At 64.5% G+C, this 22792-nt stretch carries 21 protein-coding genes; 9 read left to right on the top strand and 12 right to left on the bottom strand.

What is annotated here, in order from left to right:
• The first annotated feature begins 208 nt into the window (after positions 1-208).
• From ACLFLU_RS20890 to ACLFLU_RS20915, 6 genes are all read left to right on the top strand, one after another.
• On the top strand, positions 209-2719 hold the full coding sequence (locus ACLFLU_RS20890) for a penicillin-binding protein 1A (RefSeq protein ID WP_426406769.1): 2511 nt from the start codon (positions 209-211) through the stop codon (positions 2717-2719).
• 105 nt (positions 2720-2824) lie between these two features.
• Positions 2825-3956, top strand: a protein-coding gene (gene prfB, locus ACLFLU_RS20895) for a peptide chain release factor 2 (protein WP_426406770.1) whose coding sequence is annotated in 2 segments (ribosomal slippage) — positions 2825-2893 and positions 2895-3956 — 1131 coding nt in all. Because the reading frame shifts where the segments join, the coding sequence is not laid out codon by codon here.
• 1 nt (position 3957) lies between these two features.
• Positions 3958-4839, top strand: coding sequence for an NAD(P)-dependent oxidoreductase (locus ACLFLU_RS20900; protein ID WP_426406771.1), 882 nt, complete (start codon positions 3958-3960; stop codon positions 4837-4839).
• A gap of 14 nt (positions 4840-4853) precedes the next feature.
• On the top strand, positions 4854-5729 hold the full coding sequence (locus tag ACLFLU_RS20905; RefSeq protein WP_426406772.1) for a DMT family transporter: 876 nt from the start codon (positions 4854-4856) through the stop codon (positions 5727-5729).
• Positions 5730-5810: 81 nt separating this feature from the next.
• A complete protein-coding gene (locus ACLFLU_RS20910; protein WP_426406773.1) occupies positions 5811-6722 on the top strand; it encodes a DMT family transporter in 912 nt (303 codons plus the stop codon).
• A gap of 110 nt (positions 6723-6832) precedes the next feature.
• A complete protein-coding gene (locus ACLFLU_RS20915; protein WP_426406774.1) occupies positions 6833-8080 on the top strand; it encodes an ABC transporter substrate-binding protein in 1248 nt (415 codons plus the stop codon).
• Positions 8081-8111: 31 nt separating this feature from the next.
• Here the strand turns inward: ACLFLU_RS20915 and ACLFLU_RS20920 are convergent, their stop codons facing one another.
• From ACLFLU_RS20920 to ACLFLU_RS20935, 4 genes are read right to left on the bottom strand one after another with little or no spacing between them, the layout of a single operon-like run.
• Positions 8112-9491 carry a glycosyltransferase family 4 protein gene (locus tag ACLFLU_RS20920; RefSeq protein ID WP_426406775.1) on the bottom strand — a complete coding sequence of 460 codons (1380 nt, stop codon included), beginning with the start codon at positions 9489-9491 and terminating at the stop codon, positions 8112-8114.
• Positions 9488-10228 carry an ABC transporter ATP-binding protein gene (locus ACLFLU_RS20925; RefSeq protein WP_426406776.1) on the bottom strand — a complete coding sequence of 247 codons (741 nt, stop codon included), beginning with the start codon at positions 10226-10228 and terminating at the stop codon, positions 9488-9490. Before ACLFLU_RS20925 ends, ACLFLU_RS20920 begins: the two co-directional genes overlap by 4 nt.
• A 3-nt stretch (positions 10229-10231) precedes the next feature.
• Positions 10232-12160 (bottom strand): glycosyltransferase, encoded by a 1929-nt coding sequence (locus tag ACLFLU_RS20930; RefSeq protein ID WP_426406777.1) that lies wholly within the window; start codon positions 12158-12160, stop codon positions 10232-10234.
• Between the two features lie 7 nt (positions 12161-12167).
• Complete coding sequence (locus ACLFLU_RS20935) at positions 12168-12332, bottom strand: hypothetical protein (protein WP_426406778.1); 165 nt, start codon at positions 12330-12332, stop codon at positions 12168-12170.
• A gap of 125 nt (positions 12333-12457) precedes the next feature.
• Here ACLFLU_RS20935 and ACLFLU_RS20940 point away from each other — a divergent pair, with 125 nt between their 5' ends.
• Both ACLFLU_RS20940 and ACLFLU_RS20945 read left to right on the top strand, forming a co-directional pair.
• Positions 12458-13369, top strand: a complete 912-nt coding sequence (locus tag ACLFLU_RS20940; RefSeq protein WP_426406779.1) for a DUF6502 family protein — start codon at positions 12458-12460, stop codon at positions 13367-13369.
• Entirely contained in the window at positions 13369-14553 is a 1185-nt protein-coding gene (locus ACLFLU_RS20945) for a DUF5666 domain-containing protein (protein ID WP_426406780.1), read from the top strand. The genes ACLFLU_RS20940 and ACLFLU_RS20945 overlap by 1 nt, the downstream gene beginning before the upstream one ends.
• A 20-nt stretch (positions 14554-14573) precedes the next feature.
• Here the strand turns inward: ACLFLU_RS20945 and ACLFLU_RS20950 are convergent, their stop codons facing one another.
• Genes ACLFLU_RS20950 through ACLFLU_RS20975 form a run of 6 tightly spaced genes read right to left on the bottom strand, consistent with a single transcriptional unit; the run spans position 14574 to position 19490 of the window.
• Positions 14574-15296, bottom strand: coding sequence for an amino acid ABC transporter ATP-binding protein (locus tag ACLFLU_RS20950; protein WP_426406781.1), 723 nt, complete (start codon positions 15294-15296; stop codon positions 14574-14576).
• A gap of 8 nt (positions 15297-15304) precedes the next feature.
• The gene (locus ACLFLU_RS20955; protein WP_426406782.1) at positions 15305-16009 is read right to left on the bottom strand and encodes an amino acid ABC transporter permease; all 705 of its coding nucleotides are present in this window, start codon (positions 16007-16009) and stop codon (positions 15305-15307) included.
• Positions 16009-16722, bottom strand: a complete 714-nt coding sequence (locus ACLFLU_RS20960) for an amino acid ABC transporter permease (protein ID WP_246229562.1) — start codon at positions 16720-16722, stop codon at positions 16009-16011. Before ACLFLU_RS20960 ends, ACLFLU_RS20955 begins: the two co-directional genes overlap by 1 nt.
• A gap of 35 nt (positions 16723-16757) precedes the next feature.
• Positions 16758-17576 carry an ABC transporter substrate-binding protein gene (locus ACLFLU_RS20965; protein WP_426406783.1) on the bottom strand — a complete coding sequence of 273 codons (819 nt, stop codon included), beginning with the start codon at positions 17574-17576 and terminating at the stop codon, positions 16758-16760.
• A 25-nt stretch (positions 17577-17601) separates the two neighbouring features.
• Positions 17602-18819, bottom strand: a complete 1218-nt coding sequence (locus ACLFLU_RS20970; protein ID WP_426406784.1) for an aspartate transaminase — start codon at positions 18817-18819, stop codon at positions 17602-17604.
• A complete protein-coding gene (locus ACLFLU_RS20975) occupies positions 18816-19490 on the bottom strand; it encodes an RraA family protein (protein WP_426406785.1) in 675 nt (224 codons plus the stop codon). The genes ACLFLU_RS20970 and ACLFLU_RS20975 overlap by 4 nt, the downstream gene beginning before the upstream one ends.
• A 129-nt stretch (positions 19491-19619) precedes the next feature.
• On the opposite strand from ACLFLU_RS20975, the gene ACLFLU_RS20980 reads away from it, so the two are divergent.
• Positions 19620-20546 (top strand): LysR family transcriptional regulator, encoded by a 927-nt coding sequence (locus tag ACLFLU_RS20980; RefSeq protein WP_426406786.1) that lies wholly within the window; start codon positions 19620-19622, stop codon positions 20544-20546.
• Here ACLFLU_RS20980 and ACLFLU_RS20985 read toward each other — a convergent pair.
• Positions 20543-21901, bottom strand: coding sequence for a peptidoglycan DD-metalloendopeptidase family protein (locus ACLFLU_RS20985; protein ID WP_426406787.1), 1359 nt, complete (start codon positions 21899-21901; stop codon positions 20543-20545). The two genes, ACLFLU_RS20980 and ACLFLU_RS20985, sit on opposite strands and share 4 nt — an antisense overlap.
• Before the next feature lie 111 nt (positions 21902-22012).
• A complete protein-coding gene (locus tag ACLFLU_RS20990) occupies positions 22013-22717 on the bottom strand; it encodes a peroxiredoxin (RefSeq protein WP_426406788.1) in 705 nt (234 codons plus the stop codon).
• Positions 22718-22792 lie beyond the last annotated feature (75 nt).

Below are 22792 nucleotides of genomic sequence, written 5' to 3' on the forward strand. Positions count from 1 at the left end.
GCCCTAGTTTGGCCACAGCGGACGCTTTATAAAAACGACGCAGGGGGTTCCGGAATCGCGAGAATCCCGTTCGGCAAGCGTCTTCGGTCCGGCATCGATGGTATTGAGTAGGCCGGTGAATTCGCGACGTGAAAATGGCGCCTTATTTGGTTTGGGCGCCTTGAGGCTGATCTTGGGCTGATCCAGGAATTAAACGGATAAACACATAATGCGCTTGCTTGTGCGGTTCATGGGCTTCCTGTTCGCTGCGGGGACGGTGTTGTTCCTTGTCGGTGTCGGTGCCGTGGCAGGCCTGATCTGGCATTTCTCCAAGGACTTGCCCGACTACTCTCAGCTTCAGGATTACGAGCCGCCGGTGATGACCCGCGTGCACGCGACCGACGGTTCGCTGCTCGGCGAATACGCCAAGGAGCGGCGGCTTTATTTGCCGATCCAGGCGGTGCCGAAGCTCGTGATCAACGCGTTCCTCGCCGCCGAAGACAAGAATTTCTACGAGCATGGCGGCATCGACTACACCGGCATGGCCCGCGCCGGCCTGGTCTATCTCCAGAACTACGGCTCCAACCGCCGTCCGCAGGGCGCTTCCACGATCACCCAGCAGGTCGCCAAGAACTTCCTTCTGACCAACGAGGTCTCGTTCGCGCGCAAGATCAAGGAAGCCTTGCTCGCGATGCGCATCGAGAAGACCTATTCGAAGGACAAGATCCTCGAGCTGTATCTCAACGAAATCTATCTCGGTCTCGGCGCCTACGGCATCGCAGCCGCTTCGCTGGTCTACTTCGACAAGTCGGTGAACGAGCTCACCGTGGCGGAAGCTTCCTACCTCGCGGCTCTACCGAAGATGCCGGCGACGCTGCATCCGGTGCGCAACCGTGATCGCGCCATCGAGCGCCGCAACTACGTGATCGACCGCCTTCAGGAGAACGGCTGGATCAAGCAGGCCGACGCCGACAAGGCGCGCAAGGAGCCGCTGGCCGTCACCAACCGTTCCAACGGTGCCCACACCTTCGCCGGTGAATATTTCGCCGAGGAAGTCCGCCGCGACATCTTCGAGCGTTACGGCGAGAAGAAGCTCTACGAGGGCGGCCTCTCGGTGCGCACCACGCTCGATCCGAAGATCCAGGTCATGGCGCGAAAGACCATGGTCGCCGGCCTCGTGAACTATGACGAGCAGCAGGGCTATCGCGGCGCCATCAGCAAGCTCGATATTTCGGGCGACTGGGGCGTGAAGCTCGCCGAGATCAAGTCGCTCTCCGACATCTCGCCGTGGCGCATGGCGGTGGTGCTGGAGACCAGCGACCAGTCGGCGCGGATCGGCTTCCAGCCGAACCGCGAGCTCGGCGGCGCCGTCAGCAAGCAGCGCGAGACGGGCCTCGTCACCCTCGACGGTGTCAAATGGGCCAAGGCGGCCCAGGGCGCTGCAAAGGGCAGGGCGGCGACGTCGGTGGCGCAGGTGCTGCAGCCCGGCGACGTGATCTATGCCGATCCGCTCTACAGCAAGGAAGGACAACCGGTCGAAGGCCAGTACCGTCTGCGCCAGATCCCCGAAGTGTCGGGCGCGATGGTGGTAATGGACCCCTGGACCGGCCGCGTGCTCGCAATGGTCGGCGGCTTCTCGTTCGATCAGAGCCAGTTCAACCGCGCCACGCAGGCCTATCGGCAGCCCGGTTCGTCGTTCAAGCCGATCGTCTATTCGGCTGCCCTCGACAACGGCTATACGCCCTCGACCGTCGTGCTCGATGCGCCGATCGAAATCGATCAAGGCCAGGGCGCCGGCGTCTGGCGGCCAGAAAACTTCTCGGTGAACAAATATCAGGGACCGGTGACGCTGCGGAACGCGCTGCGGCAGTCGCTCAACACGGTGACGGTGCGCCTCGCGCAGGACATCGGCATGCCCCTGATCGGTGAATATGCGCGCCGCTTCGGCGTCTATGACGAATTGCCGAACTATCTCTCCTACGCACTCGGCGCCGGCGAGACCACGGCGATGCGCATGGTGACGGCCTATTCGATGCTCGCCAATGGCGGCCGCCGCGTGAAGCCGACGTTGATCGACCGTATCCAGGATCGTTACGGCCACACCATCTTCAAGCACGACCAGCGCGAATGCCGCGGCTGCGACGCGCCCGGCGGCTGGAAGAACCAGAACGAGCCGCAGCTGATCGACCGCCGCGAGCAGGTGCTGGACTCCATGACCGCCTATCAGATCACCGAGCTGTTGGAGGGCGTGGTCCAGGCCGGTACCGCGACCGTCGTGAGGGAAGTCGGCAAGCCGATCGCCGGCAAGACCGGCACCACCAACGAGGCCAAGGACGCCTGGTTCGTCGGCTTCTCGCCTGACGTCGCGGTGGCCATCTACATGGGCTACGACAAGCCGCGTCCGCTCGGCAGAGGCAACGCCGCGACCGGCGGCCATCTGGCCGCTCCCATCGCGCGCGATTTCCTCAAGCTCGCGCTCGCCGACAAGCCCGCCGTTCCGTTCAAGGTGCCGGCCGGCATCAAGCTGATCCGCGTCGTCGCCAAGACCGGCATGCGCGCCGGCCCCGGCGAGACCGGCGGAACCATTCTGGAAGCCTTCAAGCCGGGTACGGCGCCGCCGGATAATTACTCCGTCATCGGCGTCGCCGATGCTGACGGGCGCGGCGGCGTGCCGGGGGGACAGCAGCAGCCGCCGGATTCCGGCTTCTTCATGCGGCCGGGCACTGGCGGACTGTATTAGCGTATAACGCCGACGATGAATGAGGCGGGCGGTTGCGCTTTCCAGCCGCCGCCGCTACATCCCCATCTCAATTGCACGCGGGATTCCGCGAGACCAGAGAACGACATGCGCGCCGAAATCGAACGGTTGGTAGAAGAGATCAAGCAGTCAGTCGGGCTGCTGAGGAGGCATCTTTGACGTCGAGAAATCGACGGCGCGCCTCGCTGAGCTGAACAAGCTCGCAGAAGATCCCGACCTCTGGAACGATCCCCAGAAAGCCCAGAAGCTGATGCAAGAGCGAACCTCGCTTGAGGATTCGCTCTCGGGCATCGGCAAGGTCGAGCAGGAGCTCGAAGACGACATCGGCATGATCGAGCTCGGCGAGGCCGAGGGCGACGCGGGTGTCGTGGCCGAGGCTGAAGCCGCGCTCAAGAACCTCAAGAAGGAAGTGGCGCGGCGCGAGCTCGAAGCGCTGCTGTCGGGCGAGGCTGATCGCTTCGATTCCTACCTCGAAGTCCATGCCGGCGCCGGCGGCACCGAGAGCCAGGACTGGGCACAGATGCTCTTGCGCATGTACACGCGCTGGGCCGAGACGCACGGCTTCAAGGTCGAATTCCTCGAAGAGTCAGAGGGCGAAGAGGCCGGCATCAAATCCGCGACCATCCAGGTCTCCGGCCACAATGCCTATGGCTGGCTGAAGACCGAGGCCGGCGTGCACCGGCTGGTGCGCATCTCGCCGTTCGATTCCAACGCGCGGCGACATACGTCTTTCTCGAGCGTGCAGGTATTCCCTGTGATCGACGACAGCATCAAGATCGACATCAAGGAATCCGATGTCCGCGTCGACACCATGCGATCGGGCGGCGCCGGCGGCCAGCACGTCAACAAGACCGAATCCGCGGTGCGCCTGACGCATATTCCGACCGGCGTCGCGGTGGTCTGCCAGGCCGGCCGCTCCCAGCACAAGAACCGGGCGCAGGCCTGGGACATGCTGCGCGCGCGCCTTTACGAGATCGAGCTGAAAAAGCGCGAGGAGAAGGCCGCCGCCGACCAGGCCGCCAAGACCGATATCGGCTGGGGCCACCAGATCCGCTCCTATGTGCTGCAGCCCTATCAGATGGTGAAGGATCTGCGCACGGGCGTGCAGACCTCCGACACGTCGGGCGTGCTCAACGGCGAGCTCGACGACTTCATGGCCGCGACCCTGGCGCAGCGCGCCTTCGGCACCACTGGCGCTGACATCGAGGACGTGGATTAGCATGCCCCGTGTCGCCTTCATCGGGTTGGGGCGGATGGGCCATGGCATGGCCGGCCGCTATCTCGATGCCGGTTTTACGGTGACGCTGTGGAATCGCAGCAAGGCAAAAGCCGAAGACCTGATCGCGCGCGGTGCGCAATGGGCGACCTCGCCTGAGGACGCCGCGATCGATGCCGATGCCGTCGTGACCATGGTCGCCGACGACGAAGCTTCACGCGTCGTCTGGCTCGGGATCAACGGCGCGGCCAAGACGGCCAAGGCCGGCACCATCGCGATCGAGTGCTCCACCGTTTCCTATGACCATGCGCGCGAGATGGGTCGCGAGCTCAATGCACGCGGCCTGATCTACATCGATTGCCCGGTAACGGGATTGCCGGATGCGGCCGCTGCCGGAAAGTTGACGCTGCTCGCCGGCGCTGACGCGGCCGACCTGGAGCGGGCGCGGCCATTCCTCGAACCGATCGGCTCGACCATCCGCCATTTCGGTGCGGTCGGCTCCGGCACGGTCTACAAGCTCATCAACAATCTCCTGGGCGCGATCCAGATCGCGGGCCTCGCCGAGGGCCTCGCGATCGCCGAGCAGGCCGGGCTCGACATGAAGCTGGTGCTGGAATCGATCCAGGCGGGCGTTGCCGCGAGCCCGCAGGTGCAACGCCATTCCAAGCGCATGGTCGCCCGCGACTTCAGCGGCGCGACGTTCACAGCTGCGCTCCGTCACAAGGACGCTGCCTACGCCGTAAAACTCGCCGAGAGCCTGCTGGCCAGCAAGCCGCTGGTCTCGCGTGCGGCTGTCGAGTCCTACGCGCAGGCGAAGGCCGCGATGCCCGACGACGACGAAGGCAAGATGATCGAGCTGGTGTCGCGGCCGAAGAAGCCGTCCTAATCCGGAAATCCTACATGGGCCAGCCTCGATCGGAACGCGGTCTCGGCATTGCCCTCGTTGCCGCGGCGGCGATTGCCTGGAGCACGGCGCCGTTCTTCACGCGACTGCTGCCGTTTGATCCCTGGACCATCCTGTTCTGGCGCGGCCTGTTCGGCGGCAGCCTGATCTCCGTGCTTCTCGTCCTGATGCAGGGGCCGGGCGCGTTGCGGCAATTGGTGGTGCCGGGACGCGGCGGCTTGCTGGTGGCGTCATTGTCCGCGCTCGGCATGATCTCGTTCATTCCCGCGCTTCAGATGACCAATGTCATGAATGTCGCGGTGCTGATCGCGACCCAGCCGTTTGTGGCGGCGGCGCTGGCATGGCTGTGGCTTGGCGAAGCCGCGGCATGGCGCACCCTGATCGCGAGCCTCGTCGCCTTGACCGGTGTCGTCATCACTGTCGGCGGCATCAGGGCCGGGGCTGATATCGGCGGCGTCGCCCTGAGCTGCCTGATGGTGCTTGCGATCTCGGCCATGACAGTCGTCGTTCGGCGCCACAGGGAGACCTCGATGGTCGCGGCGGCAGCGCTGTCGAACTTCATCGGCAGCCTCGTCAGCCTGCCGTTCGCCCAAGACATCGCCCATGTCGGCGGCAACAGCCTTGCGATCCTCGCAATGTTCGGCTGCCTCCAGGTCGCGCTCGGCCTGACCTTCTACATGCTCGGCTCGCGCCTGCTGCCGTCAGGGCAGGCCTCCCTGATCGCGACGCTGGAGACGCCGCTGATGGCGTTCTGGATCTGGGTGGGATTTGGCGAGGTGCCCGCCGTGCATGCGCTGATTGGCGGGGCGCTGGTGATTGGGGCGGTGATCGCCGATATCGCGTGGGATGCGCGATCGCGTGAACCGTCTTGAACCACGCTTTTCTCGGAAATCGGGTGGCAATCTTCATCGCCCCATTCTAGGCGGTGGGGCCGATCGCCTATGTGAGACGCCATGCCCCCGAACGATAACCGGATCGACGCGCGAGACTGGTCCCTACTTGCCGTCCTCTCGATCCTCTGGGGCGGCTCGTTCTTCTTCAATGGTGCGGCGTTGCGGGAATTGCCGCCGCTGACTCTCGTATTCCTGCGCGTAGTTCTCGGCGCGGCCATTCTGCTGCCGCTGCTGCGCATGCAAGGGATCCGCTTTCCCAAGGGCGTCGCCGGCTGGAAGCCGTTCTTCGCGATTGGGCTGCTCAACAACGTCATTCCGTTCTCACTGATCGTGATCGGCCAGACATTTATTCCGAGCGGACTCGCTTCCATCCTGAACGCCACCACGCCATTGTTCACCGTCCTGGTGATGGCGGCGGCCAAGGAGGAGGCGTTGCAGGCGCGGCGGGTGGCCGGCGTGGCGCTGGGCCTCGCCGGTGTGATCATCCTGCGCGGGTGGGGCATCGAGACGCGGACCGGGCAGGGGCTCGGCATTCTGCTCTGCCTCGGTGGCGCCCTCAGCTATGGTTTCGCGGCGCTGGCGGCGCGGCGGCTGCTGAAGGACTCGCCGCCGCTTGGGACGGCGGCGTTTCAGCTGATGGCCTCCACAGTGATGATGGCGATCGTTGCTGGCGCGATGGAGCAGCCGTGGCGTCTGCCGATGCCGGGCTTTGCGACCTGGCTGGCTGTGCTTGGTTTGGCCAGCCTTTCGACCGCGCTCGCCTATATCGTCTTCTTTCAGATCATACGCCGCTCTGGCGCCACCAATGTCATGCTGGTGACGCTGCTCATTCCCGTCACGGCGATCCTGCTGGGATGGCTCGTGCTGGGCGAGCCGATCTCCATGCGCGAGATCGCAGGTGCGACCGTCATCGGCAGTGCATTGCTCGTGATCGATGGACGGGCGGTGAGGATGCTGCAGCGCATCGCATAAGTTCCTGTCTTTCGCGTTTCACCTTGCGGAAAATGCTGCCGCTTGCCAGCGGCAGGCCTGCTTGCGACACTCCCTTACAATAAGAACGACAAAACATAGGGGAGAAAACGATGCCGGGTCGTCGCGCAAACCTTGCTGCCCTCGCCATGCTTGCTGCCGGCGTGCTCGTCACGACACCGGTCTTGGCACAGACCTTGGCACAAAAGAAATACGATCCCGGCGCCAGCGACACCGAAATCAAGATCGGCAACATCATGCCCTATAGCGGACCGGCGTCGTCCTATGGCGTGATCGGCAAGACCGAGGCCGCGTTCTTCAGGATGATCAACGATCAGGGTGGCATCAACGGCCGCAAGATCAACTTCATCAGCTATGACGATGCCTACTCGCCGCCGAAGGCGATCGAGCAGGCGCGCAAGCTGGTCGAGAGCGACGAGGTGCTGTTGATCTTCCAGGCGCTCGGCACGCCCTCGAACTCCGCGATCATGAAATACATGAACGCCAAGAGGGTGCCGCAGCTGTTCGTCGCCTCCGGCGGCACCAAGTTCGGGGACCCGAAGAACTTTCCCTGGACCATGGGCTTTCAGCCCAACTACCAGAGCGAGGGGCGGATCTACGCGAAGTACATTCGCGACAATTTCCCGAACGGCAAGATCGCGGTGTTCTGGCAGAACGACGACGCCGGCAAGGACCAGTTCAAGGGCCTGAAGGATGGGCTCGGCGACAAAGCCAACATGATCATCGCTGACAAATCCTACGAGGTCAGCGATCCCTCGATCGACTCGCAGATCGTCGCCTTGCATGATTCTGGCGCCGACATCTTCTTCTCATGGGCCGCGCCGAAGGGCTCGGCGCAGGCGATCCGGAAGGTCGGTGAGCTCGGCTGGAAGCCGAAGTTTTTCCTTGCCAACACCGCGACGTCGGTGGCCTCGGTGCTGAAACCCGCCGGGCTCGATTATTCCAAGGACATCATTTCGACCGTCTATCTGAAGGACCCCACCGATCCGACCTGGGACAAGGATCCTGCAGTGGTGAAATGGCGCGAATTCATGGACAAATATTATCCCGACGGCGACAAGGCCAACGCCAACAATGTCTATGGCTACGTGCAGGCTGAGGCGATGGTGCAGGTCCTGAAGCAGTGCGGCGACAACCTCACGCGCGACAACGTCATGAAGCAGGCGGCGAATTTGAAGAACTTCCACACCGACCTGATGCTGCCCGGTATCATGGTCAACACCTCACCGGACGATTATTTCCCGATTGAGCAGATGCAGCTGATGCGCTTCAACGGACAGGCCTGGGAGCTGTTCGGCGACGTCATCACCGGCGAGGTCGGCCACGAGCGCGGCCAGTAACTAGTCAGGGGTGGCGTTTCGGCGGTCATGCTTATCGCGCCGCGACCAGGCGTTCCGGGGCCACATATTGCCCAAGGAAATCGCGGGCCTGGGTCTGGTAGCCGAAGCGCTCGGCAAGCTCGGAGCGGCGCGCCCGGATTCGGCCGCGACATTCCTCCTGCCGCGCCAGCACGCGGGTGACGGAGGCCACAATCGAGTCGGTCGCGAACGGATCGAAATAATCCGCGAGCTCGCCGGCGACCTCGCGGAACACGGCGATGTCGGAGCACAGCACAGGCGTGTTCGCAGCCAGCGCCTCGATGATCGGCACGCCAAAACCTTCGGCGAAACTCGGCATGATCAGGCCATGCGCGTCCGCGATCAAAGCGGCCTTCTCGTGCTCGTCGACATAGCCGGCGAAACGAATGTTTGATGGAAGATTGCGCATCTTGCTGATCTGGCCGGCTAGGCCGATCACCACCAGATCGGCTTGGGGGATGTTGCGGAACGCGCGAATGACTGTGGCGACATTCTTGCGCGGCTCGTTCGACACGATGACGACAAAGCTCGGCCGCCCCGGACGCCCCGACGGGGCTGGGAGGTGCAGGACATCCGGGGCGTCGAACCGGGTGCGGGGATACACGACCCGCGCCGGCAGGTGCGCAAATTGCGGTAACAGGTCCCTGAACCGCATCATGCTATAGTTTGAGACGAAGGCGAGCTCGTCGGCCTGACGCAGGCTGGTGAGCAGCCGCGACAGGAACAGCCGCGTTGCGACGTCGCTGAGCTTGAGATCGGTGAGCGGCAAGAGATCGTGCACGACGCAGATCACCTTGGCATCCGGCCTGCGCCTCACCGACACCCGTGTCGGCGTGTCGATGACGATGACGTCATAGTCGCGCGCGTCGATCCGCGGCGGCGGCAGCAACAAGAAGGCCGAGGAGTCCTGATAGCTGTAGAATCCGGGCTCGAGCTGGAAGTCGCGGAACAGTTCGAGGTGGCGCAGGTCCGGCGGGATGTATTCGAGAGCTGCGGTCTTGTTCTCGATCAGCCGCGCGTGCAGGCGGCGCAGGCCGATCGCACGCAGGAAGCAGACGATATAGTCCCACGACACCGACATGGTGGCCTTGTGGCGCAGCCAGTCGAGCGTACGCCGCAGGCCGTTGCGCGCCAGCGGCTCGGCCATGTTGATCTCGTCGAGGAAACGATAGAGGGCGAGCAGCTCGATATTGCGCGACTGCGTCGGGAACAGTTTTGTGCGCCGCTCGCGCTGGCGCAGCTTGCGGTAACGCCGCGTGGTCTCGACCAGCAGGGTGAGCTCATGGCCCTCGGCGGCGAGCGAGCGCATCAATTCGCGGGTGAAATGGAAGATGCCGCGCTTGTGGTTGGGCTCGCCGAGCGCCTCGGAGACGACAAGGATGTTCTGCTTCATGCGCGTTTCTCGCGGAGCTCGAAAGACAGGGACGACGGCGGCTCGACCGCGACGGTCGAGGCGATGCGGCCGTGGTCGAGATTGATGATACTGGTGCAGGTGCGGCGCAGCAGCGGCTGGTCGTGCGAGGCGATGATGACGATCGCGGCCTGCGAGACCAGGTTCTGCAATCGCCGCTCGGCCTTCTCGGCAAAATGCTCGTCGACCACGCTCAGCCATTCGTCGAGCAGGAGGATGTCGGCCGGAAAGGCGGTCGCGGTCGCGAACAGCACGCGCATCAGCATGCCCGAAGAGAACATCCGCAACGGCAGCCGCTGCATGCGCTCTTCGAGCTCGGTGAACGCCCAGATCTCGTCGATCACGGCGCGGGTCGGCTTGCGGCCGCCGATCCGCAGCAACAGGGCGATGTTGTCCTCGGCGATGAAGTCGAGGTTCACGCCGGCATTGAGGCCGAGCAGGGGCACGACATTGCCCTTGATCGCGACACGGCCGCTGCTCGGCGGGTAGACCCCGGCGATCAGCCGCAGCAGCGTCGACTTGCCGGAGCCGTTGGGACCGGCAAGCCCGATGCGCGCGCCGGCCTCGGCTTCGATGCTGACATTGTCGACCGCGCGGATGATCCGCATCTCGCCCTTCTCGCGGATGAGGTGGCCGAGCAGACGCCGCTTCAGCGAGAAGTCGTAGGCGCCGTAGAGGGGATAATCGAGACAGACATGACGCAGGTTGATCGAGGCCATCGGTCAGATCCAGAACGCGGCTTTGCGCAACTGGACCAGCGTCAGCACGCTCGCACAGAGCAGCAGCGCTAGCGCCACCAGGACATAGATGACGCTGGTCGCATCGACATGGCCGCCTACAAGCGGCTCGCGCCACACCGCGAACAGATGGGTCAGCGGGTTGAGCCGCATCACGGTCGAGCGGTGATTGACGATGTCCGAAGACCAGATCACGGGCGAGGCGAGGAAGGCGAGCATCAGCGTCGATTCGATGATCGGCTTGAGGTCGCGATACCGCGTCGCCAGCGCACCGAGGACGAGGCTCAGGCCGAAGGTGCAGATCACGAACAGCGACAGGCCCGGGAGCGCTGCGAGCGCGCCGGAGAGATCGTGCGGCGTGAGCAGCAGCCAGAGCAGGAGAGGGACGCAGGCATTGTGCAGGGCGAACAGCCCCTGGCGGAACGTGCATTGCAGGAGGAAGATCACCGGCGGCAGCGCCCGGTCGCGGATCAGGCTCGCGGAGTTCTGCAGCGCCGTGGTCGCATCCAGCACCACACTGTTGAGGAAGGTCCAGGCCGTCATCGACAGCGCCAGCATCGGCAGCCGCGCCAGCATACCGGCGTTCGACATCTGGCCGATCACCGAGCCGAGCACCGCGACCACGATCGCCATCTGCAGCGACATCCAGAACGGACCGAGCAGCGAGCGCACATAACGGTGGCGCATGTCGGACCAGGCCAGCGCTGCGGCAATTCGCAAGCTGTCGAACCAGCCCGTTGGCTGCGGCGCCTCGGCGACGGGCGCGGCCTCATTGGAGGGCGCGGTGACGGCCGCGCGGTAGACGGATTCCATGCCTTCCCTGAAGGCGCTGGCGGAATAGCGGCTCACGGCGCGGGTCCGGGCCGAAAGCCCCATGCGGCGGCGGCGCTCGGGATCGCTGATCAGGGCGTCGATGGCTTCGCCGAGCTTCTCAGCGTCGCCCGGCGGCACGGTGATCGCCTCCACGCCGTGGCGGGCGACACGCGGCACCGCCGTGTCGAGCGCGGTGTTCACCACGGGGCGGCCGGCGGCCATGGCCTCGAGCTGGGAGAGGCCGAAGGTCTCGGCATTGGTGATGGATGGCATCACGAAGACGTCGGCGAGGCACATCAGCTTGATGCGCTCGCAATCGCTGACGGAGCCGATCAGGCGAACGCGGTCGCCGAGGCCAAGCTCGGCGATCAGCTGCTCGAGCCGGGGCCGCTCGGCGCCTTCGCCGATGATCCAGACCTCGAATGTGCGGTTGACGGCGGCGCGGATCAGCACGTCGTACCCCTTGTAGGGCACGAGCCGGCCGCAGGCGAGCACGAGGCGGCCGCGATCGTTGACGTGGTGTGGCTCGATCTTCGGCCAGTCATAAACACTGGTGTCGATGCCGAACGGCACAACATGGCATTTGTCTTCGAATTCCCGCAGCAGCGGGGCCTCGTCGACCAGGACGCGGTCGGAGACGATGATCGCCTTGGCACGGCGCAGCGTCCGCCGCATCAGAGGCTCGATGAACCAGCGCAGGCCCGCATGGGTGACGATGTCGGCGTGCCAGTGCACCACCAGCGGCCGGTTGCGGCCAAAGCCGAGGGCGAAGACGAGGTCGGCGAGCGGGAAGGGCGCATGCAGCGCCAGCAGATCGTGCTCGGCGATCTTCTGCCACAGCCGCCAGGGATAGGCGGGCGCGGCCGGAAGCGACATCACATTGCCGAACGAGCGGACGCGCTCGACCGGCACGTCGTTGACGATGATCTCGCGCCGGTCGGCTGATTGCGAGCAGGTCAGCACGGCGGAGGCGAAGACGTCCTTCAGGCTGGCGCAGATGTCACGGATCACCGTGAGCGTGCCGCCGAACAGGTCGGGATAGTAGATCTTGAAGATGTGCAGCACCGACGGGCGGCGCGGGGGAGAGCTGGTGTGATGCATGATGGTATCAGCTCGCGAGCAGCGCTGCGACGAACGGTGCGGCCAGCACCGAGATGAAGATCACGCCGCGCAACAGCGCCGGCAGCATCGGCGCGATGGTGTCGTGACGGCCGTGGTCGAGCATTGGAACGGCACGCGGTGCACTGGAAATACGGGCCAAGCGGTCGGCCATGGTCGATGTCCCTTCAAATCGCGCCCTCAGTGCCGTCTCGTATATGTGGGAAAATTTACCACGTCAATCGTGAAGGAGAAAAAAGTGGGATTGTGTCCCACGCCGCAGATGGCTACAATTTAGACATGAATGCCAAGTCCGGGCCCAAAGCGGCGGCGCCAGAGCCGAATGCCGCAGCAAAGCTGCACGCGCCGTTGGCGCGGCTGCTGCGCCCGCTCGTGCGGCTCTGTATCCGCAGCGGCATGACCTTTCCGGCCCTGGCGCAGCTGCTTCGCGAGCTCTTCGTCAACGTCGCCGAGTATGATTTCGCGCTCGATGGCAAAGAGCAGACCGACAGCCGCGTCAGCCTGCTCACCGGCATCCACCGCAAGGAGGTGGCGCGGCTGCGTGGCGCAGGCGCACCCGTGCACGAGACGCCGGCGGCGCTGTCGCTGACGAGCGCGGTGATCGCGCGCTGGCTCGCCGCGCCTGAATTCACCGACGCGAGAGGCGAGCCGCTGGCATTGCCGCGCACCGCCGAGGGCGATGCGCCGTCATTCGAGCAACTCGTCGCCTCCGTCACCAAGGACGTGCGCCCGCGCGCGGTGCTCGACGAATGGGTCGACCGCCAGCTCGTCACCATCAACGCGGCCGACGAGATCGAGCTGGTGGAGGCGGCGTTCGTCCCGAGTGGCGCGGACGACAGCAAATGGCACTATCTCGGCCGCAATCTGCACGACCATATCGCGGCCGCCGCCGAGAACGTGTCGGGGCCGGCGCCGCGCTTCCTCGAACGCGCGGTGCATTACAACAACATCTCGCCGAAACTTGCGAGGCGCCTCGAGGCGCGCTCGCGCGAGCTCGCGATGGATGCGCTGAAGACCGCCAACCGCGAGGCCAATCGGGCGCTCGCCAAGGACAAGGGCGGCGACGCGCGCTGGAATTTCGGCATCTACATCTACAGCGAAGACACCGATGAAGAGGGCGAGGCCAAGGACGTCAACAAGGACGTCAGCAAGGAGAGCGGCAAGGACACCGGCAAGGAGGGCAGCTCCTGATGAGCCGGCCGCCGCTGATCTCCCGCCGACTGCTGCTGACCGGATTCTGGCTCGCCGGAACAGCGATGGCGCGCGCGCAGGTCAAGCGCGGCACCGACCAGGGCATCGGTGGAACCGGCATCACGCGCGGTGACGATCATGGCATCGGCGGCACCGGCATCGTCGGCGTGATCCAGCGTTTCGGCAGCATCTACGTCAATGGCGAGCGCGTCACCTATGCGAGCGACGTGCCGGTGCGTATCGATGGCGAGGCGGCGAGCCCGAAGGCGCTGCGCATCGGCCAGCTCGCCCGCGTGGTCGCGACGCGGCAGGCTGACGGCACACTCGTCACCCGCAACATCGCGATCGCGAGCGAGGTCTCCGGGCCGATCGAGCAGGTGAAGGGCAATGAGCTGACGGTGTTGGGTCAGAAGATCGTAGCTGGCAGCAAGGAGAGCAAGCTCCGTGCCGGCATGCAGGTCGCCGTCTATGGCCTGCGCCGGACCGACGGTGTGATCGTTGCAAGCCTGGTCGAGCCCAGGAAGGGCGCAACTGAGCGCGTCACCGGTCTGGTCGAGCGCGGACCCGACGGGCTGCATATTGGCGGGTTGAAGCTGAGCGGCGTCGATCCCTTGCTGGTCGGCCAGCGCGTCCAGATCGAGGGCAGCGCGAGCCAGGGCGCGATGCAGGCCGCGCGCACGCGCATCGACGATTTCTCGGATCTCGTCGGCGCGAGCCGGCTCTCGATCGAGGCCTATGTGCAGCGTGCGGGCTCGAGCCTGCAGCTCGGCTCCGGCTTGGTGGCCCGTGACAGCTCGCGCTTCGGGCCGGCCGCGGGCGAAGCGCGCATGGTGGTCAATGGCGTGTTCGATCGCTCGCGTGGCTTGCAGATCGAGTCGACGCAAGCGATTGGCCAGGGACCGGGGACGCCTCAGCCTGGCGGCGGCAATCCCGGCCGGTCGCCTGGCGGTTCGATCATGCATCCGGATCGCGGTACCCCGAGCCCGGGCAACAGTCCGCCGGGCGGACCTGCCGCGCCTGGATCGAATCCCGGTGGCAATCCCGGCTCCGCGCCAACAGGACCGAGCGGCCCGTCAGGCCCCGGCGGTATGGGCTCGCCCGGTGGGCCGATGGGCCCCGGTGGCGGAATGGGTGGGGGCGGCTTTGGTGGTCCCGGAGGCGGGATGGGCGGCGGCCGGCGCTAGGAAGTCAGAACAAGAGGGCGCTAACGCGCTCTTGAGAGAAAGGAGCGCAGCCTGTCGTGACGGGGATCATCAAGGACCTCGGCCGGTGGACCGCGTTCGACGATCTGGCCCTTGTTCAGAAACCAGACGGTGTCCGCGACTTCGCGCGCAAAACCGATCTCGTGCGTGACGACAACCATCGTCATGCCATTCTGCGCCAGCGTCCTCATCACCCGCAGCACCTCGTTGACCATTTCCGGATCGAGCGCGCTGGTCGGCTCGTCGAACAGCATGACATCCGGATCCATCGCGAGTGCGCGCGCGATCGCGACGCGTTGCCGCTGCCCGCCGGAGAGGCGCGACGGCAAGGCGTCGGCCTTGTCGGCCAGCCCGACACGGTCGAGCTCGGTCATGGCGCGGTCTCTGGCCGCAGCCTTGCGCATCTTTCGGAGACGCTCCAGCCCCAGCGTGATGTTGCCGACGGCGGTAAGATGCGGAAACAGGTTGAACGCCTGGAACACGAAGCCGACGCGCTGGCGCAAACGGTTGATATCGACGCCACGCCCGGCGACGTCCACTCCCTCGAACAGCACTTGTCCGCCTTGAATGGCTTCCAGGCGTGTCACCGTACGAATGAGTGTCGATTTGCCGGAGCCCGATGAGCCGAGCAGCGTGACGACCTCGCCACGTTTCACTTCGCCCGTCACGCCGGCCAGCACCTGGTGCTGGCCAAACCATTTCTCCACAGCCTCGAAGCGGATCATGGCTGCCCTCACGCCGGCTGAACGCCGAGCCCACCGCGCTCGGCCGCCAGCCGGCGTTCCAGCCAGCGCGCCGCCGATGTCAGGGTGAAGCAAAGCGTGAAATAGGTCAGCGCCAGCAAGCCATACACCTCGAACGGTTGCGTCATGAGCTGGTTGTTCACCTGGCTCGCCGCAAAGGTTACCTCGTTGGCGCTGATGACGTAGCCGAGCGAGGTCTCCTTGATCGTGGAGACGAACTGGCTGACCAGGCTTGGCATCATGTTGTGCAGGACTTGCGGCAGGATGACCTTGAAGGTTGTCGGAAAGTAGCCGAGGCCAAGGGCCTTTGCCGCCTCGGCCTGGCCTTTCGGCAGGCCTTCAATCCCGGCCCGGATGATCTCCGACAGATAGCTCGCCTCGTAGACGACAAGTGCGAAGAGCAGCGTCTCGACGCCTCCGACCGTATGTCCGATCAACAGCGGCAGCGCGAAATAGGTCCAGAAGATGAACATGATCAGCGGCAGGCCGCGCACGACGTAAACCACGGCGGTGGCCGGTGCGCGAAGCCAGCGACGCGCACTGAGACGCGCCAGCGCCAGCGCAATCGCGACAGGAAAGCTGAGAGATAAACCAGCCAGGGCGAGGAACAGCGTCATGGCGAGGCCACCGACGGGGCCATGCGGATATTGCCCGATCAGGAACAGAAGCCAGTTGTCCTCGAGGATCTCCAGCATCAGCGGATCTCGAGTTTCAGGCGCCGGTCGGCGAAGCTGCCGAGCGCCATGATGGCGAAGGAGATCGCAAGATAAAGGATGGTTGCGACGGCAAACGCCTCGAACGTCTTGAACGTGTAGCTGTCGACCTCACGCGTGCGATAGGTCAGCTCGCCGACGCCGATCGCCATGGCGAGGCTGGTGTTCTTGAACAGAAGCAGGGTCTGGTTGATCAGCGGCGGGATCACGATGCGCAGGGCCTGCGGCAGGATCACGTAGCTCATCGCCTGGAGGTAGTTGAACCCGATCGAGCGCGCCGCCTCGTATTGCGTCTTCGGGATCGAGCGAATTCCGCTGCGCAAATCCTCAGTGATATAGGCCGCGCTGGCGAGGCCCAGCGCCACCATCGCGAGAAGAAACTCGCTGTGGTGGCTATTGACCCACATGCGGATGGCGCGAGGCAACAGTTGCGGGACGCCGAAATACCAGACCAGGATCTGAACCAGCAGCGGAACGTTGCGATGATATTCGACGTAACCCGCGACCAGCCATTCGAGCGGCCTGAACGGAAGCATGCGGACCAGCGTCAGGATGATCCCGATCGTCATCCCGAGCAGCCACGCCGCCACAGTCAGCGCGATCGTCGTCGCCAGTCCCCAGATGAACCAGTCCAGATATTGGCCGGTCAGGACTGCGGCCGGGTCGAAGACATAGCCCATCGTAAGATCATGCACTCCGGATGTTCAGTTTCGCGCTCGATGCGAGGGGATCAGCCCTTGATCTCCTCGATCTTGAAATCCCGCTTCATGTCATAGACCGTTCCCGGCCCGAACCACTTGGCAAAAATCTTGCCGGCTTCTCCTGATGCATCCAGATCGGCCAGCACTTTGTTGACCTGATCCTTGAAAGCCGCTTCGCCCTTGCGGACGCCGAGGCCCCACGGTTCGACGAAGACCGATTTCTCGATGATCGACATCGGCGCGGAGGCCTGCGCCTGTTTGCGGAGCTTCACCAGGATCAGCTCAGAGGCGCAAAATCCGTCGACTTTTCCCTGAACGACCGCAAGGAAGGCCGAGGACGAATCCTGAAAAGTCACCGTTTCTGCCGTCGGTATGACGCGCCTGACGCCTTGTTCCGAAGACGATCCCTTGAGGGCGCTGACCCGCTTGCCGGACAGCTGCTCGAGCGTCGCGATGCCGGAATCGGCAGACACCAGCACCTTCTGCTCGCTGACAAAATACGAGTAGCTGTAGTCGATCTGTAGTGCGCGTTCCTTCGACCAGCCGAGATTGGCAGCGAGGATGTCGACCCGGCCCTGTATCAACTCGGGGATACGGGCCTCGACGGCCATCGGCTTGATCTCGAGCACAACACCGAGCGACTCCGCGACCTTGCGGCAGATGTCGATGTCGTATCCGACGATTTCACGTGTCTTCGGATCCTGGAAGCTGAACGGCTCGGCCGTGCCGAGCGTTCCGCAGACCAGCTTGCCGCGGGCCTTCACATCGGCAAGCTCGTCGGCCCTTGCCACGCTGGCGACCCCGGTAAGGAACAGGAGTCCGGCGGCGGCGACCTGGAACAATCTCATGGCTCTTCCCTTCATCCGTCTGCGGTTAGCGCAAGGCCGCACAGGCTCGTGCCAGCCGCGTGCAGGCTTCTTCGATCTTCGGCAATGATGTCGCGATGGACATGCGCAGATAAGATGACATGCCGTATGCCGTTCCATCGATCACTGCGACGCCTGCGGCGTCGAGAAAGTGCATGACGACGTCCAGATCCGTCTTCAGGACCTTGCCCTCGGGCGTGGTCTTCCCGATCAGGCCGGCGCAAGACGGAAACACATAGAAGGCGCCATCGGGCGGAAGGCAAGAGAGGCCGGGGATATCGTTCAGCATGGCGACCGCACGATCGCGGCGAAGGCGATACATCTCGCGGGCCTCGGTGACGAAACCCTGATCGCCTTCGAGTGCTGCCGTCGCCGCCGCTTGGCTGATCGCGGACGTGCAGGATGTCGACTGCGACTGGATCGTGTTCATGGCGGCGATGAGCTCGGCGGGCCCCGCGCCGTAGCCAAGCCGGAAGCCAGTCATGGCATAGGTCTTGGAGACGCCGTTGACCAGCAGAGTACGCACCCTCAGCCGAGGTTCGGCGGCAACGATGCATGGCGTTGCCCCGCCATCGAAGCGGATGTGCTCGTAGATGTCGTCGGTCATGACCGCGACATGAGGGTGCCGCAGCAGCACATCGGCGAGCGCCCTGATCTCGGCCGCGGAATAGAACGCGCCGGTGGGATTGCACGGGGAGTTCAGAATGAGCCAGCGCGTCCTTGGCGTGATCGCTTTCTCCAGAGCTTCGGCCGACAGCTTGAATCGCGCGTTCTCGCCGCAGCTCACGATCACTGGCGTGCCGTCGCAGGCTTCGACCATGTCGGGATATGAGACCCAATAGGGCGCGGGGATGATCACCTCATCGCCGGCTCCGAGGGTGGCGGCAAGTGCATTGTAGATGACCTGCTTGGCGCCGCCGCCGACCGAGATCTCGTTCATGGCATAGCGAACGCCGTTCTCGCGGGCGAGCTTCGCGATGATCGCCTTGCGCAGTGCCGGCGTTCCGTTCACCGGTGTGTAGCGCGTCTCTCCCGCTTCGAGCGCGGCCGCAGCCGCTTCGCGGATATGCTTCGGCGTATCGAGATCAGGCTCGCCGGCGGTGAGATCGATGACGTCGCGTCCCTCGGCCTGGAGCTGGCGGACCCGTTCCCGCGCGACCATGCTCGGCGACGGCTTGATCCGTTGAACCCTCGGGGCGAGGGCGATGGCACCAGCGCTGCTCATGACGCTGCTCCTTGGGCCGGAGCGCTTCCGGTACCCATGTAGGAATTGTCGAGGCGGCCCTCTCTGATGGCTGCGAGTGCGCCGGCTTCGCGCGCCTCCTGTTGCCTGACCCGGTCGAGCAGCTCCGCGGCAACGGATCGGTCGAAGGCCACGACACCATCCTCATCGCCGAGAATGACGTCGCCCGGCATCACCACCATGCCGTCGATCGAGACCGGCACGTTGATCTCTCCGGGACCTGATTTGTAGGGACCGCGATGCGTGACGCCACGCGCGAAGCAGGGAAAGCCAGCCTCGGCGAACGCGGCGACGTCGCGGACGGCGCCGTCGATGACGAAGCCGGCGACACCCATTGCCTTGGCGCGCGTCATGATGATCTCGCCGACCAGGGCCTGGTTGAGATCGCCGCCGCCATCGACGACGAGCACGTCGCCTGGCCGGAGCAGTTCATAGGCCTTGTGCAGCATGAAATTGTCGCCGGCACGAGTCTTGACGGTGATCGCGGTGCCGATCAGGCGGGCATTGCCATGGAACGGGCGGAGCATGCGCGTGCCGTGCAGCCGGTTCATGTTGTCAGATACGATCGCGACCTGCGCCGCGGCAAAGTCAGTGATGATTGCAGGCGGGACAGGGGGCGGTGAGGGAAGCAGTCGATGGCCGGGCAGGAGCATGGGCAAAACCGATGGGGCTGTGCGCTGGAGCGCGGATTTCGCTTGAAGCCTGCCCTCTGAACGACTTGAAGAAAAGTGAATATTTTTCTATGTAACGGATCGCTTTTTTCGATTTATGGGATCGAAGCCATGGTGAGCCTGACGCTGAAGCAGGTCGAAGCCTTCTACTGGATTGCCGAATTGGGCGGCGTGGTTGACGCCGCGGAGCGGCTGAACCTGGCGCAATCGACTATCTCCAAGCGCATCGCCGAATTGGAGGCAACGGTCGGGAGCACGCTGTTCGATCGCAACAGTCGAACGATCAGCCTGACGCGTAGCGGTGAAAATTTGATCGAGCTCGCCGCGGAGCTGTTGGAGCTCGAGGCGCGAATGCGCCAGGTCGCCGCAGGGCCGCTGGCTTTCAGTGGTGCGTTCCGGTTTGGCGTCACGGAGCTCGTGGCGCTGACCTGGCTTCCGAAACTGATTGTGGCCATGAAGGAGGCCTATCCGGCGGTCATTCCGGAGCCTGAAGTGGAGTCGAGTGTCGTGCTGCTGGACAAGCTCGCCGATCGTCGCCTGGATCTCGTGATTGGTCTTGATCCGCCAGCGAGTGCCGACTTCAACGCACTGCCGCTCGACAGCGTTACACTGCAATGGATGTCGGCGCCCGGCGTCGGTCCCAAAGCCGACGAGGCGGCGCTGGAGGAGATCGCCCGCTTCCCGATCCTCACCCAAGGGGAAGGATCAGGCTTGCAGAAGCTCGTTCTGGATTGGCTGGGCGCGAGCGGCATCAAGCTCAATCGCGTTGTCAAGTGCAACAGCCTGAGTGTCCTCTCGGCGCTGGCCGTGGCCGGGCTCGGCATCACCTTTCTCACCGAGCAGTATTTCCGGCATGAGATCGAGATCGGCTTGCTGCGCACGATCAGGACGTCGCCGGCCATCCCGCAGATCAGGTATTTTGCCGTGACGCGCGCGGACGCCGTCGATCCGCTGGCCGGGCAGATCGCGCGGATTGCGCGTGAGTGCTGTGATTTCTCGCTTCGTGGCTTGTCGGCGCGGCGCGTCCGAGAGGATTAGCCCGCGCTGAGGCGCACGCCGGCGCGCAGGAATTTCTGCGGGTCGACGGCTTCGCCATCGATGCGGGTTTCGTAGTGCAGATGCGGGCCGGTCGAACGGCCGGTCGAGCCGACGAGGCCGATGACCTGGCCGATCTTCACGATCTCGCCGACCTTGACGTTGATCTCGGAAAGATGGCCGTAGCGGGTCGACAGCCCGTTGCCGTGATCGACCTCGACCATGCGGCCGTAACCGCCGGACCAGCCGGCCGAGACCACCTTGCCGTTGGCGGTGACGCGCGCGGGATCGCCGGTCGCGGCACGGAAATCGAGGCCGGTATGCATCGCGGGCCGGCCGAGGAAGGGATCGCTGCGCACGCCGAAACCGGACGTGAATTCGACCTCGCCGACGACAGGCTTGCGATAGGGCACCTGCGCAAGCGTGCGGTTAAGCCGGTCCATGTCGGCGCGGGTGACGTTGATACGATAGAGCTGCTTCTCGAACGGGCCTGCGTTCGCGGTCAGCTTCACCGGCACGAACGGGCCGCCCATCGCGGCGCGCGGCACGGCGGCCTCGAGACTGGCGATGTTCAGACCGAGGTCGCTGACCACGCCGCGCATCCGTCGCATCCGCGAATCCATGCCTTCCTCGACGGCGCTGAGCGCCGCAACCTGGCGGCGCTCGACCTGATCGAGCGAGTTCGTCAGCCGGACCAGGACATTGTCAAAGCCCTGGTTCTTGGCGAATTGATTGACCGGCGGGGCGATCACGGCCGGCGCACGCGATTCGAGCCTTGCTTCGCGGTCAGGCGGCGCCACGAAGATCACGGTGTCGCTGATCGGCGACGGTTTGGGCGTCGTCGTCTGGTTCGCGTCACCACGCTGCGGCGTCGAGCGGGGAATCGATCCGGTGACATCAGGCATGGCGCCCAGCGCCGTCGCCCGGGACTCCAGCGCCGTCTGGCGCTTCATGATCTGATCGAGCTTCTGGTCGAACTGTTCCTGGTCGAGCAATTGCCGGCTGGTGGTGCGGTCGACCTTGGCGCGCAGCTCGGCGATGCGGTCCTCATAGGCGTATTGCATCTCGGCCTGACGGGCGATCAGCCGGGTCAGGACGTCGTCGCGGAAGGCGAAATAGGTGGCGGTCGCCGCCGACCACAGGCCCAGCAGAACGACGGTGCCGACCACGATCCAGAACACGACGGGCCCCAGGCGAACCTGCTTGCCGTGATGCACGATCGTGTAAGCGTCGTCGGCGTCGGGCAGGGGAATCGCAACGGCCGTTGCAGCAGCGGCAGGACGGCGATGGAAGGCGCGTCCGTGGTCGTGGGAATGATGATGGGGGTGCTGCGAATATTGGGCAGAACTTTTCGACATCGGCACTCCCGCGCCGGTCGGAACGGTTCCTTGCGGCCTAATTGCCGCAGCAATCTGGGCCGGTCATGGTTAATTTTCCGGAAACGGGAACGCTCGAATTTAACGGGCTGGTTAAAGACTTCTTGCCGCTGCCAGCACCTCGTCGGCATGGCCGTCGACCCGGACGTTGCGCCAGATCTTCGTCACCTTGCCATCGGCCCCGATCAGCACCGTAGTGCGAAGAATCCCGAGGAAGCTCCTGCCATACATGGATTTTTCGCCCCACGCGCCATACGCCTCCAGCATCTCGTGCGCTTCATCCGAGATCAGGGGGATGCCGAGGCTGTGCTTGTCGCGGAACTTCTCCTGGGCCTTGAGCGGATCGGCCGAGATGCCGAGCACGGCGGTGCCTGCCGCGGCAAAGGCGTCCTTGAGCCGGGTGAAGTCGATCGCCTCGCGGGTACAGCCCGGCGTGTCGGCGCGGGGGTAGAAGAACAGGACGAGCTTCTGGCCGGCATAGTCCGACAGGGTGACGACGTTGCCGCCGTCGCGGGGCAGGCGGAAGGCCGGCGCCTTCTGGCCCTCGGTCAGGGACTTTGCCGAAACGGCGGACGCCGACGCGGCGGGCTTAGAGGCCTTTTCAGAAGATTTTAACCGTTTCGATGCGGCCTTATGCGATGCTGCCTTCGCGCCTGCTTTGCTTGATTTGCTTGCCGATGCCGGCTGTGTTTTCGCGCCACGTGTTTGAGTCGATGCCGGTGTTTTCTGGGGCTTCTTTTTAGCGGTCGGACTGCCGGAGGGCGTTTTGGACGATTTCTTTCGGGATTTCTTGGACATACGCCTTCCTTTCGTCGCTTTCGGCGGGTCAACCAAAGCGGTATTGCAGCTCTCGTCCGGCGTGCCGGATTCGCG

The sequence above is a fragment of the Bradyrhizobium ganzhouense genome (assembly GCF_049949285.1).
Taxonomy (GTDB): Bacteria; Pseudomonadota; Alphaproteobacteria; order Rhizobiales; family Xanthobacteraceae; genus Bradyrhizobium; species Bradyrhizobium ganzhouense.

Bases quoted from the DNA above. Each gene is read 5' to 3' on its own strand.
- ACLFLU_RS20955 (WP_426406782.1), bottom strand. From the start codon at position 16,009: ATGCTGGAGATCCTCGAGGACAACTGGCTTCTGTTCCTGATCGGGCAA.
- ACLFLU_RS20990 (WP_426406788.1), bottom strand. From the start codon at position 22,717: ATGTCCAAGAAATCCCGAAAGAAATCGTCCAAAACGCCCTCCGGCAGT.
- ACLFLU_RS20950 (WP_426406781.1), bottom strand. From the start codon at position 15,296: ATGATCCGCTTCGAGGCTGTGGAGAAATGGTTTGGCCAGCACCAGGTG.
- ACLFLU_RS20965 (WP_426406783.1), bottom strand. From the start codon at position 17,576: ATGAGATTGTTCCAGGTCGCCGCCGCCGGACTCCTGTTCCTTACCGGG.
- ACLFLU_RS20985 (WP_426406787.1), bottom strand. From the start codon at position 21,901: ATGTCGAAAAGTTCTGCCCAATATTCGCAGCACCCCCATCATCATTCC.
- ACLFLU_RS20890 (WP_426406769.1), top strand. From the start codon at position 209: ATGCGCTTGCTTGTGCGGTTCATGGGCTTCCTGTTCGCTGCGGGGACG.
- ACLFLU_RS20915 (WP_426406774.1), top strand. From the start codon at position 6,833: ATGCCGGGTCGTCGCGCAAACCTTGCTGCCCTCGCCATGCTTGCTGCC.
- ACLFLU_RS20910 (WP_426406773.1), top strand. From the start codon at position 5,811: ATGCCCCCGAACGATAACCGGATCGACGCGCGAGACTGGTCCCTACTT.
- ACLFLU_RS20900 (WP_426406771.1), top strand. From the start codon at position 3,958: ATGCCCCGTGTCGCCTTCATCGGGTTGGGGCGGATGGGCCATGGCATG.
- ACLFLU_RS20925 (WP_426406776.1), bottom strand. From the start codon at position 10,228: ATGGCCTCGATCAACCTGCGTCATGTCTGTCTCGATTATCCCCTCTAC.
- ACLFLU_RS20945 (WP_426406780.1), top strand. From the start codon at position 13,369: ATGAGCCGGCCGCCGCTGATCTCCCGCCGACTGCTGCTGACCGGATTC.
- ACLFLU_RS20940 (WP_426406779.1), top strand. From the start codon at position 12,458: ATGAATGCCAAGTCCGGGCCCAAAGCGGCGGCGCCAGAGCCGAATGCC.
- ACLFLU_RS20980 (WP_426406786.1), top strand. From the start codon at position 19,620: ATGGTGAGCCTGACGCTGAAGCAGGTCGAAGCCTTCTACTGGATTGCC.
- ACLFLU_RS20975 (WP_426406785.1), bottom strand. From the start codon at position 19,490: ATGCTCCTGCCCGGCCATCGACTGCTTCCCTCACCGCCCCCTGTCCCG.
- ACLFLU_RS20920 (WP_426406775.1), bottom strand. From the start codon at position 9,491: ATGAAGCAGAACATCCTTGTCGTCTCCGAGGCGCTCGGCGAGCCCAAC.
- ACLFLU_RS20905 (WP_426406772.1), top strand. From the start codon at position 4,854: ATGGGCCAGCCTCGATCGGAACGCGGTCTCGGCATTGCCCTCGTTGCC.
- ACLFLU_RS20930 (WP_426406777.1), bottom strand. From the start codon at position 12,160: ATGCATCACACCAGCTCTCCCCCGCGCCGCCCGTCGGTGCTGCACATC.
- ACLFLU_RS20970 (WP_426406784.1), bottom strand. From the start codon at position 18,819: ATGAGCAGCGCTGGTGCCATCGCCCTCGCCCCGAGGGTTCAACGGATC.
- ACLFLU_RS20935 (WP_426406778.1), bottom strand. From the start codon at position 12,332: ATGGCCGACCGCTTGGCCCGTATTTCCAGTGCACCGCGTGCCGTTCCA.